Source organism: Streptomyces sp. NBC_00466 (assembly GCF_041433995.1).
Classification (GTDB): Bacteria; Actinomycetota; Actinomycetes; order Streptomycetales; family Streptomycetaceae; genus Streptomyces.
Genome location: NZ_CP107896.1, coordinates 3,067,932 through 3,079,548 on the forward strand (window position 1 = coordinate 3,067,932; position 11,617 = coordinate 3,079,548).

Annotated in this window: 10 protein-coding genes; 4 read left to right on the forward strand and 6 right to left on the reverse strand. The window is 72.8% G+C overall.

What is annotated here, in order from left to right; translation table 11 throughout:
• The first annotated feature begins 55 nt into the window (after nt 1-55).
• Nucleotides 56-1,177, forward strand: coding sequence for a peptidoglycan bridge formation glycyltransferase FemA/FemB family protein (locus OG210_RS13515; RefSeq protein WP_328329248.1), 1,122 nt, complete (start codon nt 56-58; stop codon nt 1,175-1,177).
• A 37-nt stretch (nt 1,178-1,214) separates the two neighbouring features.
• Here the strand turns inward: OG210_RS13515 and OG210_RS13520 are convergent, their stop codons facing one another.
• The 3 genes from OG210_RS13520 to OG210_RS13530 all read right to left on the reverse strand — a co-directional run bounded on the left by OG210_RS13520 (nt 1,215) and on the right by OG210_RS13530 (nt 4,150).
• Entirely contained in the window at nt 1,215-1,742 is a 528-nt protein-coding gene (locus OG210_RS13520; protein ID WP_371540278.1) for a flavoprotein, read from the reverse strand.
• A 70-nt stretch (nt 1,743-1,812) separates the two neighbouring features.
• Nucleotides 1,813-3,294 (reverse strand): HAMP domain-containing sensor histidine kinase, encoded by a 1,482-nt coding sequence (locus OG210_RS13525; RefSeq protein WP_328335533.1) that lies wholly within the window; start codon nt 3,292-3,294, stop codon nt 1,813-1,815.
• 70 nt (nt 3,295-3,364) lie between these two features.
• Nucleotides 3,365-4,150 (reverse strand): response regulator transcription factor, encoded by a 786-nt coding sequence (locus tag OG210_RS13530; RefSeq protein ID WP_328329246.1) that lies wholly within the window; start codon nt 4,148-4,150, stop codon nt 3,365-3,367.
• Between the two features lie 247 nt (nt 4,151-4,397).
• Here OG210_RS13530 and OG210_RS13535 point away from each other — a divergent pair, with 247 nt between their 5' ends.
• Together OG210_RS13535 and OG210_RS13540 are read left to right on the forward strand one after the other, a co-directional pair.
• Nucleotides 4,398-5,780, forward strand: coding sequence for a ferredoxin reductase family protein (locus tag OG210_RS13535; protein WP_328329244.1), 1,383 nt, complete (start codon nt 4,398-4,400; stop codon nt 5,778-5,780).
• A 29-nt stretch (nt 5,781-5,809) separates the two neighbouring features.
• On the forward strand, nt 5,810-6,349 hold the full coding sequence (locus OG210_RS13540; protein WP_328329242.1) for an FMN-binding protein: 540 nt from the start codon (nt 5,810-5,812) through the stop codon (nt 6,347-6,349).
• Nucleotides 6,350-6,371: 22 nt separating this feature from the next.
• Here the strand turns inward: OG210_RS13540 and OG210_RS13545 are convergent, their stop codons facing one another.
• Nucleotides 6,372-7,097, reverse strand: coding sequence for a spermidine synthase (locus OG210_RS13545; RefSeq protein WP_371536620.1), 726 nt, complete (start codon nt 7,095-7,097; stop codon nt 6,372-6,374).
• A gap of 146 nt (nt 7,098-7,243) precedes the next feature.
• On the opposite strand from OG210_RS13545, the gene OG210_RS13550 reads away from it, so the two are divergent.
• Nucleotides 7,244-8,896, forward strand: coding sequence for a peptide chain release factor 3 (locus OG210_RS13550; RefSeq protein ID WP_371536623.1), 1,653 nt, complete (start codon nt 7,244-7,246; stop codon nt 8,894-8,896).
• A 43-nt stretch (nt 8,897-8,939) separates the two neighbouring features.
• Here OG210_RS13550 and OG210_RS13555 read toward each other — a convergent pair whose 3' ends face one another.
• Nucleotides 8,940-10,466 (reverse strand): alpha/beta hydrolase, encoded by a 1,527-nt coding sequence (locus OG210_RS13555; protein ID WP_371536626.1) that lies wholly within the window; start codon nt 10,464-10,466, stop codon nt 8,940-8,942.
• 123 nt (nt 10,467-10,589) lie between these two features.
• A complete protein-coding gene (locus OG210_RS13560; protein ID WP_371536629.1) occupies nt 10,590-11,555 on the reverse strand; it encodes a LysR family transcriptional regulator in 966 nt (321 codons plus the stop codon).
• Nucleotides 11,556-11,617 lie beyond the last annotated feature (62 nt).

Below are 11,617 nucleotides of genomic sequence, written 5' to 3' on the forward strand. Positions count from 1 at the left end.
AGACACACGTGCCGTACGCCTCGGGAGAGGCGCCCCGGGCAGAGGAGCGTTGCGCATGAGCCTTCGACTGAAGGGCATCACCCGCGAAGAACACCTGGCCTTCATCAGGGCCCGGCCTTCGGCGAGCCATATGCAGGTGCCGTCATGGGGGGACGTGAAGCCGGACTGGCGGGCGGAGAGCCTGGGCTGGTTCGACACGGACGACCGGCTCCTGGGAGTGGGGCTGGTCCTGTTCAGACCGCTGCCCAAGCTCCGGCGCTACCTCGCCTATCTGCCCGAGGGCCCCGTCATCGACTGGCACGCGGCCGATCTGGAGCGGTGGCTGAAGCCGATGCTGGCCCATCTGAAGAGGCAGGGGGCGTTCTCGGTGAAGATGGGGCCGCCCGTGGTCGCCCGGATCTGGGACACCGATGCGGTCAAGGCCGCGATCGCCGATCCGTCGGCCGGGCGGCTGCGGGACGCCGCCCCGACCTGGCACGATCCCCGGGCGGTCGACGTCGCCGACCGGCTGCGCCGGATGGGGTGGCAGCAGACCGAGCCGGGCGGCGAGGACGGCTTCGCGGCGGGCCAGCCGCGCTACGTGTTCCAGGTGCCGTTCGCGGGGCGCTCGCTGGACGAGGTGCACAAGGGCCTCAACCAGCAGTGGCGGCGCAACATCAAGAAGGCCGAGAAGGCCGGCGTCACGGTCGTACGGGGTGAGTACGGGGACCTGTCCGCCTTCTACGACCTCTACGCCGAGACGGCCGAGCGGGACCGGTTCATCCCCCGCCCGCTCGCCTACTTCCAGCGGATGTGGACCGTACTGACGGCCGAGGACCCCGACCGGATGCGGCTCTACCTGGCCCACCACGAGGGTGAGGTCCTCGCGGCGGCCACGATGCTGACGGTCGGCGAGCACGTCTGGTACTCCTACGGCGCGTCCACCGGCAGAAAGCGCGAAGTCCAGCCGAACAACGCCATCCAGTGGCGCATGATGTCCGACGCGCACGCGCTCGGTGCCGGCGTCTACGACCTGCGGGGCATCACCGACACCCTGGAGGAGAGCAACCACCTGCTCGGCCTGCTCCGCTTCAAGGTCGGCACCGGCGGCCACGCCGCCGAGTACCTGGGCGAGTGGGACTTCCCCCTCAACCGCTTCCTGCACAAGGCCCTCGACCTGTACATGTCGCGGCGCTGAGGCCGGGTGCCGGGGGCATCCGTACGGCGGGCGGCCCTCAGGGCCTGTCGAGCAGTTCGAGGGCCTCGGCCCAGCGGAAGCCGGAGGTGGCTTTCGTGGCCCCGGGCGGGCCGGGGTCGTACGCGCTGAAGCGGACGCCCATGTCGCGCAGTGCGCCGACGCTCCGGCGGTACGCGGGGTGGGCGGCCTGGGCCGCGTTCAGGCAGGGCAGTACGGCGGTGGGGATGCCCGCGCCGTACGCCTCGCAGAGGATGCCGAGCGCCAGGGTGTCCGAGATGCCGGCCGCCCATTTGTTGATCGTGTTGAACGTGGCGGGCGCCACCGCGATGGCGTCCGCCGGCGGCAGCGGGCGCGGGTCGCCGGGAGCGCGCCAGGCGGACCTGATCGGGTAGCCGGTCTGTGCCACCACCGCCGCCGTGTCGATGAAGCCGAGCCCCTGCGGGGTGGCGACGACGCCGACGTCCCACCGCTGCTCCTGCGCGGCCGTGATCAGTTGGCCCACGCCGCCCGCGATGCCGGACGCGCAGACCACCACGTACAGGAAGGGCCTCTTCGGCCTGTCCAACTGGTGTGTCCCTGCGGGCTGTTCCGTCCCGTCGGACGGTTCGGGCTGTTCTCTCACGTGGTCCCCCTCGTCAATACGCTGCGGGACCAGTCTGCGTGACTCCGGCGGTGTCGGGCCGGGTGGGCAGGACCACCCGGAACGTCGTGTCACCGGGGCTGCTGCTGACGTCGACCGTGCCGCCGTGTGCGGTGACCACCGCGTGGACGATGGCCAGGCCGAGGCCGGTGCTGCCCGTCGTGCTGCCCGTCGTGCGGGAGCGGCTGTGGTCGGCGCGGACGAAGCGGCCGAACACCTCGGACCTGAGCTCTTCGGGGATGCCGGGTCCGGTGTCGTGCACGGTCAGCTCGATGCCCGCCGCCACGGTGCTCAGCCGTACGGTCACCTCGGTGCCCGGCGGTGTGTGCGTGCGCGCGTTGGCCAGGAGGTTGCCGAGCGCCTGCTGGAGCCGGTGGGTGTCGCCGGTGAGCGTGACGGGCTCCTCCGGCAGGTCGAGCAGCCAGCGGTGGCCGGGGCCAGCGGCCCGGGCGTCGTCCGTCGCGTCCAGGACCAGCCGGGTGAGGTCGACCTGTTCGCGCTCCAGCGGGCGGCCCGCGTCCAGCCGGGCGAGCAGCAGCAGGTCGTCGACGAGGCGGGTCATCCGGTGGGACTCGGAGTGGATGCGCTCCAGCGCGTGCCGCACCTCGGGGGGTACGGGGCCCCGGTTCCGGAGGGCGAGTTCGGAGTGGCCGCGGACGTTGGCGACCGGGGTGCGCAGTTCGTGGCTCGCGTCCGCCGCGAAGTGCCGCAGCCGTTCCTCGCCCGCCTGGCGCTGGGCGAGCGCGTTCCCGATATGCCCGAGCATCTGGTTGAGCGCCGTCTTGACCTGGCCCACCTCGGTACGCGGGTCGGTGACGGCCAGCGGCTCGGGCATGGCCACCTCGCCGCTGGCGAGCGGCAGCCGGGCGACCCCGGCGGCGCGGGCGGTCACCCGTCGCAGGGGGCGCAGCGAGACCCGCACCCACAGGGCGCCCGCCACGCCCGTCGCCAGCAGGGCGGCCGCGAAGACGGCGGCCTCCACCGCTTCGAGCCGGTGGACCGTCTCCTCGACGGGGTGCAGCGGCAGCCCGGTGACCAGGACGTCCCCGTCGTCGCCCCGGGTGGCGGCGGCCCGGTAGCGGTGCAGGGTGTGCAGACGGATGCTGTGGCCGGTGCCGTCGGGCGGCAGGGCCGCGAGCGTACGGCGGTCGGCGGGGGTGAGCGGGACCGGGCGGTCGGCCTCGTCGTCGACCACGGCCGCGCTGGTGACCGTCCCCTTCAGCAGCCGTGCGCCGAACGTGCCCTCGGCCTGGCCCCGGGTGTCGGGGCGGTTGTCCGCGTCGGGGTGCTTCTCGTGTTCGAGGCTGGCCGCGAACCGGCCGGCGGATGCCGTGAGCTGCTGGTCGAGCCGGCCCACCAGGAAGCCCTGCAGTGCGAGTGCGGTGGTGACGCCGACGGCGGCGCAGGCCACCGCGAGCAGGACGACGAGCCCGGCGGTGAGCTGGCCGCGCAGGGTGCGCGGGAACAGCCGCCGCACCATCGGCCGCACCGGTCGGCGGAACAGCCGCCTCACGGCCGGGCCCCCCGGACGTGCGGGGGCAGCCGCCTCACGACTGGTCCGGTTTGAGTACGTAGCCGACGCCCCGCACCGTGTGGATCATCGGGGTCCGGCCCGCGTCGATCTTCTTGCGCAGATAGCTGATGTACAGCTCGACGATGTGTGCCCGGCCGCCGAAGTCGTACGCCCAGACACGGTCGAGGATCTGCTCCTTGGACAGCACCCGGCGCGGGTTGCGCAGCAGGAACCGCAGCAGCTCGAACTCGGTGCGTGAGAGGTCGATGCTGTCGTGGCCGCGCCTGACCTCCCTGGCGTCCTCGTCCATCCTGAGGTCGCCGACCGTCAGCCAGTTCCCCTCGGGCTCCGCGGCCATTCCCGCGCGGCGCAGCAGCCCGCGCAGCCTGGCCAGCACCTCTTCCAGGCTGAACGGTTTCGTCACGTAGTCGTCGCCGCCCGCTGTGAGGCCCGCGATCCGGTCCTCGACCGCGTCGCGCGCGGTCAGGAAGAGCACGCAGACACCGGTGAGACGGGTGCGCAGCTCACGCAGGACGTGCAGTCCGTCCATGTCGGGGAGCATCCAGTCGAGGACCACCGCGTCGGGGCGGAAGTCGTCGGCCGCGGCGAGCGCGGACGCGCCGTCGGCGGCGCTGCGTACGTCCCACCCCTCGGAGCGCAGGGCCCCGGCCAGCACGTCGGTCAGGTCGGGCTCGTCGTCCACGACCAGGACGCGGACCGCTGCTCCGTCCGGGCGCAGCAGCACCGGCTGGTCGCGGCTGTGCGGTACGGGTCCGGCGGGGGTACCCGAGCCGGTCTGCGGGACATCGTCGCTGTTCATGGTCCTCCCAGGATGCCCCGCTGCCGGACGGTGCGCGGGGGCGGGTTCCCTCTGCGTTCCCTATGAATCCGGCTCCGTCGCCCCCTTGAATCCAGCTCCCGTACCGCTTCGGGGCCCACTTCAGAAGGTACGCAGAGAATCCACTGCCAGTCTGGCCCATCCGACGAGTCCGACGCATCCGACGAGTCGGGCGAACCCGATGAACCAGATGAACCAGACGACCGGAGCGAACCGACCGAGGAGGGGCATGGCCGCCATCTTCACCACATCCGAAACCGGCACCGGCACCGACGGCGGGCGCCGTGGCCTGCGCCACCGGCGTGCACGGCGCAGTGTCGTCCCCTTCCTCGCGCCCCTGCTGATCTGGGCCGGAGCCGCCGGGGTGCTCGTCATGTGGTGGAGCGACACGAACGCCGTCGTCGGGCTGTCGGGGTGGCTGACGAACGCGGGCCGGATCACCGGCCTGCTCGCCGGGTACGCCCTGGCCGTCCTGCTGGCCCTGATGGCCCGGATACCCGCCCTCGACCGCAGCATCGGCACGGACAGACTGGCCCGCTGGCACGCCACGGGCGGCCGGTTCACGGTGTCGCTCGCGCTCACCCACACCCTGATGATCATCTGGGGTTACTCGCTGGCCTCGCACACGGACGTCGTGAGCCAGACGTCCACCCTGGTCCTGCACTACCCGGATCTCCTCAAGGGCACCGCCGGATTCCTGCTCTTCGTGGTGACCGGCATCATCTCCGCCCGCGCCGCACGGCGCAGGATGAGCTACGAGACCTGGCACTACCTCCACTTCGCCACCTATCTGGCCGTCTTCCTCACCTTCTTCCACCAGCTCTCCAACGGCGCCGACTTCGTCGGCAACCGCCCGGCACAGATCGGCTGGTACACCCTGTACCTCGGGGTCGCCGCGCTGCTCGTCTGGTTCCGGTTCGCCGTGCCCGTACGCCGTGGGCTCCGCCACCGGCTGCGCGTCACCGCCGTGCGGCCCGAGACGCCGGGCGTCGTCTCCGTCTACCTCACCGGTGCCCGGCTGGACGAACTCGACGCTCAGCCCGGCCAGTTCCTCCGCTGGCGCTTCCTCACGCGGGGCCTGTGGTGGACGGCGAGCCCGTACTCCCTCTCCGCACCCGCCCACCCCGGCTCGCTGCGCATCACCGTGAAGGCCGCGGGCGGACACAGCGCCGCCCTCGCCCGGCTGGCGCCCGGCACCCGGGTCTGGGCCGAGGGCCCGTACGGCGCGTTCACCGCGGACCGGCGCACCAGCGCCAAGGTGCTGCTCCTGGGAGCGGGCGTGGGCATCACCCCGCTGCGGACCCTGTTCGAGACGCTGCCGGGCCGGGTGACCCTCGTCTACCTCGCCCGGCGGGCCGAGGATCTGGCCCTGCGTTCCGAGCTCGACGCGATCGCCGCACGCCGGCACGCCGTCGTCCACTACGCCGTCGACGAGCCCGCCCACCTCTCCGTACCGCTCACCGCGGAGGCACTGGCCGAGCTGGTCCCCGGCCTGGCCGAGCACGACGTGTATCTGTGCGGGCCGCCCGGAATGACGGAGACCGCGATCGGGGCGCTGCGGGAAGCAGGGGTCCCGGGGCGCCGTATCCACCACGAATCGTTCGCCTTCTGAGGCGCTCGGGATCCATGAGGAGAATCGCCATGCGGAGGAGAACCGCCATACGCCGCACCGTCCTGGTCAGCGCCGGGTCCTGCGCCCTGGTCGTCGCGCTGCTGTCGCTCAAGCCGCACCAGTCGCCCGCCCTGGCGGGCGTCGCACCGCGCACCCCCACGAGCACGGCCCCGTCGGCCAGTTCACCGGATACGGCAGGCAAGGCCGGCGGGACGGGCACGACGGGCACGACCGGCGGGACGGGCACTGGAGGCAAGACAAGCAAGGCAGGCAAGACCGGCAAGGCAAGCAAAGCCGGTACGTACACCGGCGACCCGGTCGGCACGCAGTACGGCACCGTCCAGGTAGCCGCCACCCTCACCGGGGGCCGGCTGACGGGCGTACGGGTTCTCCAGGCGCCCGACCAGAACGGCAGGGACCAGCAGATCGCCTCGTACGCCCTGCCCCGCCTCACCCAGGAGGCCGTGGGCGCCAACAGCGCGCACATCGACGCCGTATCGGGGGCCAGCTACACCAGCCAGGGCTATATGCAGTCCCTGCAGAGCGCGCTGGACAAGTCCGGTGCCTGACCGCCCGGCCCTCCCACCTCCGCTACCCCTCGGTCCCCGTGCGCCCCACATAGACCGTGTTGGTCGACGTTCCTCCCTGGAGGGGGTTGTCGAAGGTGACCACATGCGCCTCCGTGTGCGGGAAGACCTCCGCGAGTACGGCGCCGAACTCCGCGTCCGGCGGGTCGTTCGACCACAGGGCGAAGGCCCCGCCGGGGTGCAGCAGGCCGGCGAGGGCGCGCAGTCCGGCCGGGCCGTAGAGCGCCGCGTGGCTGGGGTGCAGGACATGGCGCGGTGAGTGGTCGACGTCCAGCAGGATGGCGTGGAAGCGGCGGCCCGGTTCCCCGGGGTCCAGGCCGTCCGGGCCGGCGGCGAGAGCGAAGAAGTCGCCCCTGACCAGCCGGCAGCGGTCGTCCGACGCCAGCCCGGCGCCCAGCGGGACCAGACCGCGCCGGTGCCAGTCGATGACCTCGCCCAGGGCGTCGACCACCATCAGCGAGGCCACCCGGGGGTCGTCCAGCGCGGCCCGCGCCGTGTACCCGAGGCCGAGACCGCCGACGGCGACATCCAGCGGGATGTCCGGCAGCTCCGCCAGGCCGAGCCGGGTGAGCTCGGTCTCACCCAGGGTGAAGAGGCTGGACATCAGGAACTCGTCCCCGAGCTTCACCTCGTACACGTCGTCGCCCGACGCCGGGTCCCGCCTGCGCCGCAGACTGATGTCGCCCATGGGCGTGGGCTGCCAGTCGATCTCCTGGAAACGTGCACTCATCCGCTGTCCCTGTCCCGTGTCCGTGGCCCTTCTCGGCGCCCCTGGAGGGTCCCACAACGGGCGCCCCCGGCCGTCCCGCGCCGGACGCCGGTCCCGGCAGGGTGGCGCCTTGCCGCACACTGGTGGTTCGGACGGACGAGGGACTGGTGGCGAGGGTGCAGACGTACGGGACTTCCGCGGGCAATGGGGACTCCCCCGGCGGAGCCGGTGTGAGCGGGGTGGCGGGCGAGGCCGCCAGGCGGCGGACCTTCGCGGTCATCAGCCACCCCGACGCGGGCAAGTCGACGATCACCGAGGCCCTGGCCCTGCACGCGCACGCCATCACCGAGGCGGGCGCCGTGCACGGGAAGTCGGGGCGGCGCGCGGTCGCGTCCGACTGGATGGAGATGGAGAAGGCGCGCGGTATCTCCGTGACGTCGGCGGTGCTCCAGTTCGACCACCGCGGCCATGTGCTCAACCTCCTCGACACCCCCGGTCACGCGGACTTCTCCGAGGACACCTACCGGGTGCTGGCCGCCGTCGACTGCGCGGTGATGCTCATCGACGCGGCCAAGGGGCTGGAAGAGCAGACCCGCAAGCTCTTCGACGTCTGCCGGCACCGCCGTATCCCGGTGATCACCTTCGTCAACAAGTGGGACCGGCCGGGCCGGGAGGCCCTGGAACTGCTGGACGAGATCGAGCGCGAGCTGCGCGTCCGGCCCACCCCGGTGACCTGGCCGGTCGGTGAGGCCGGTGAGATGCGCGGTCTGATCGACGCGCGCTCCCCCGAGCAGATGCTGCGCTACACCCGCGCGCCCGGCGGCGCCCACGAGGCCGAGGAGGAGCTCATCACGGCCGAGCAGGCGGCTGCCGAGGAGGGCGACCGCTGGGAGCAGGCCACCGAGGAGCTCCAGCTGCTGCAGGCCGAGGGCGCCGAGTTCGACGCGGAGTCGTTCCTGGGCGCCACGTCGACGCCGGTCTTCTTCGGTGCGGCGGTCTCCAACATCGGCGTACGGCTGCTCCTCGACGCGATCGTCGATCTCGCCCCCGCACCGCACGCCCGCGAGATGGAGGGCGGCGCCGCCCGCCCGGTCGACGCGCCCTTCTCCGGGCTCGTCTTCAAGGTGCAGGCGAACATGGACCCCTCGCACCGGGACCGCATCGCGTTCCTGCGGGTGTGTTCGGGGGTCTTCGAGCGGGGCGCGACGGTCACCCGGGCCACGACCGGGAAGCCGTTCGCGACCAAGTACGCGCACAGCATCTTCGGCCAGGACCGCTCCATGGTCGACATCGCCTACCCCGGCGACGTCGTCGGCCTGGGCAACGCGGCTGCGCTCCGGGTGGGCGACACCCTGTACGACGGGCCGCCCGCCATGTTCCCGCCGATGCCGACCTTCGCGCCGGAGCACTTCGCCGCCGTACGCCCGGTCGACATCAGCCGCTCCAAGCAGTTCCGGCGCGGGATCGCCCAGCTCGACGAGGAGGGCGTGGTGCAGGTGCTCGTATCGGAACGGCGCGGCGACCAGTCGCCGGTGCTCGCGGCGGTGGGGCCCATGCAGTTCGACGTGGTGACGCACCGGATGGCGGGCGAGTTCTCCTCGCCGGTCCGGCTGGATTTCCTGCCGTACCACCTGGCCAGGTCCACGGACGTGGCCGGCGGCGAGGCGCTGAACAGCGCACGGCTGGTCCAGGGCGAGGCGCTGACCCGGGTCCGCGACAAGGAGGTCCTGGCGCTCTTCCCTGACAAGTGGCAGGCCAACTCCTTCCAGCGGGCGTTCCCGGACGCCCGCCTCGACCACCTGCTGGCCGCGCACGACTGACGTACACGGCCGGGCGGGCGGCAGAGCCGGGCGGCCGGAGTGGTCATCGGCCCGCGCACTCCGTGTCGGACTCCGGCCGCTGTCCCGTGGTGAGGAACCGCGTCACGGTGCGGTCCCCGCAGGCGTTCCCGGTACCCAGATAGGAGCCGTGCCCGCCGCTGTCGACCGTCACCAGACGGGCGCGGGCGCCGAACGCGGCGCGCATCCTCAGGGCGCCCGAGTACGGGGTGTCGGGGTCCCGGCGGTTCTGGATCAGCAGGATGTCCGACGGGCCCCGGTCGGTGATCCGGGCGGGCGGCTCGGCCGGTGCGTCCTTCCAGAAGGTGCAGGGCGTGATGTTCACCGGCATCCCCGCCGTGAGGGGGTACGTGGCGCGGCCGGCCGCCACCGCGGGCCCGTACGAGGAGACCGGGTCGGGCCAGCGCACGTCGTTGCAGATCACCCCGATCGCCACCGCCGCGTCCTCGTCGGGCATGGCCTGCGAGAGATCGGGCGTCAGGACGGGCGTCGCGGCCGGGTCCTGTGCGGCCTTGATCAGCTGAGCCAGCTGCGGAAACGCGTCGTCGCTCTCGAGCGCGTTCTGCAGCGCCTGCCGCAGCAGGGTGCCGGTGAGCGGGACGCCCGGGGTGGTTGTCTCCTTCGGCTCCCGGTCCAGCTTCGCGGCCAGCGCGAGGAACAACGGCCTCACCTCGTCGGCCTTCCGGGCCAGCCACAGCCCGTCGTCCGCCCTGGCGGGATCGGCGGCCCAGGCCGCGAAGTCCGGCATCCGGTCCTCCACGCCGACGGCCATGTTCGCCAGCCAGCCGCGGGCGACGCGCGACGGGTCGGGGTCGTCGTTGCTGTCCAGGACCCAGCGGTCGGTGTGCTGCGGGTACTTCTGCGCGTACTCGGCGCCCACGTACGTCCCGTACGACTCGCCCCACGCCGACAGTTTCTCCTCGCCCAGCGCCTGCCGGAAGCGGTCGATGTCACGCACCTCGTTGGCCGTGGTGAGGCTGCGCAGGACCGGGCCGCCGTTGCGGGCGCACGCATCGGCGGTCCGCCGGGCTCTCGCGATGTTCCCGTCGATCCCGCCGTCCGCCGCGGGCCAGGACCGGAGCGTCACCAGATGCCGGTCGGCCGCGTCGAGCCCGCAGCTCGCCCGCGTACTGCCGCCCACCCCGCGCGGATCGAGGCTGACGAGGTCGTACGCACCGCCCAACTGCCCGCGCAGCGCGGTCCCTTTGTCCGTCAGCCGCTGCACCCCGGACCCGCCGGGCCCACCGGGGATCACGATGAGCGCCCCGCGCCGCGCCGTCGGCTTGTCACTGCGCAGCCGGGACACCGCGAGGGTGAGCTGCGGCCCGTCCGGACGGCTGTAGTCGAGCGGTACGGGCAGCTCGGCGCACTCCTGGCCTGCGGGTCCACCGGGCTGGGCGCAGGCCCGCCAGGTGAGCGCGGGGACCGGAGCGGACGAGGCGGTGCGCGCCGTCCCGGCCTGTGCGGCGGGTACGGCGGTGACGGCGAGAGCGGTGGCGACCGCTGTCGCGGAGAGCGTACGGAAGAGGCCTTGATGGGCGTAACTGGTCATGGGACAAGGGTTGTTGAAGTGATCCACCGTGCCCATACGACAGGCATGACACCGCAGGTGGGGGTAACCCCCGTACCGTACCGGCGCGTTGGCGGACCGGCAGGCCGGCGGGCCCGGATGTGCTCAGCGCGGCGCCGGAGCCCCGAAGCACTCCTCGGCCCGGCTCAGCACCAGGTCGATGAAGTCGCTGACGACCGGGGTGGGGTTGCGGGCCGTCACCCGGGTCAGGCCGACCGTGCGGGAGGCCCCCGGGTCGTCGAGCGGCAGGTCCACGAGGCCGGAGACCCGGACCGGTGACGGCGGCAGCACCGCGACCCCGAGGCCAGCGGCCACGAAGCCGCGGATGGTGGCGATCTCGGCGCCCTCGAACGCGACGCGCGGCGGGAAACCGGCGGCGGCACAGAGGCTGTTGACCAGGCGGCGCAGGCCGTAACCGGAGGCGGCCATCACGAAGTCCTCCTGCTCCGCGTCCGCCAGCCGGACCCGGCCCCGCCCGGCCAGCCGGTGACCGGCCGGGACGACGAGACTGAGCGGCTCGGCGGCGACGGGCAGGGTGGTGACGCCCGGTTCGTCGGGCAGCGGCGAGGTCAGACAGAGATCGACCTCGCCCGCACGCAGCCGGTCGAGAAGACCCTGCGCGTTGTCCTGGACCAGCTGGAAGCGGACCTGCGGGTGCCGGTCCCGGAACCAGCTGACAAGCAGCGGCACCGGCGCCGAGCCGAGCGCGGGCAGGAAGCCCAGGGCGACGGTGCCCGGCATGTCGGTGGCAAGACGCAGCTCCTCGCAGCCCGTCGCGATCTCCTCCAGGCCCCGCTGCACCCGGGCCAGGAAGGCGCGGCCCTGCCGGGTCAGCCGCAGCCCCCGACCCTCGCGGTCGAAGAGCGGGGTGCCGACGGCCGCCTCCAGCCGGGCGACGCTGCGGCTGACCGTCGACTGGGGGGTGCCCAGCTCGCTCGCGGCGGCGGAGAGATGCTCAAGGCCGGCCACCGTCACGAACCGTACGAGGTCGGGGCACATCCCCAGCAGCGGAGCCGGCAGACGCTGCACCGCGGCGTGTTCCATGCGATCGATGCGGTCCGTAGGCGTCATGCGTTCCATATACGGAACATATATCGGGCATCCATGCATTGGACGCATCAACGGCGCCCGGC

Coding starts and splice junctions, on each gene's coding strand:
- OG210_RS13515 (WP_328329248.1), top strand. CDS start 56: ATGAGCCTTCGACTGAAGGGCATCACCCGCGAAGAACACCTGGCCTTC.
- OG210_RS13530 (WP_328329246.1), bottom strand. CDS start 4,150: ATGAACAGCGACGATGTCCCGCAGACCGGCTCGGGTACCCCCGCCGGA.
- OG210_RS13535 (WP_328329244.1), top strand. CDS start 4,398: ATGGCCGCCATCTTCACCACATCCGAAACCGGCACCGGCACCGACGGC.
- OG210_RS13540 (WP_328329242.1), top strand. CDS start 5,810: ATGCGGAGGAGAACCGCCATACGCCGCACCGTCCTGGTCAGCGCCGGG.
- OG210_RS13545 (WP_371536620.1), bottom strand. CDS start 7,097: ATGAGTGCACGTTTCCAGGAGATCGACTGGCAGCCCACGCCCATGGGC.
- OG210_RS13555 (WP_371536626.1), bottom strand. CDS start 10,466: ATGACCAGTTACGCCCATCAAGGCCTCTTCCGTACGCTCTCCGCGACA.
- OG210_RS13560 (WP_371536629.1), bottom strand. CDS start 11,555: ATGACGCCTACGGACCGCATCGATCGCATGGAACACGCCGCGGTGCAG.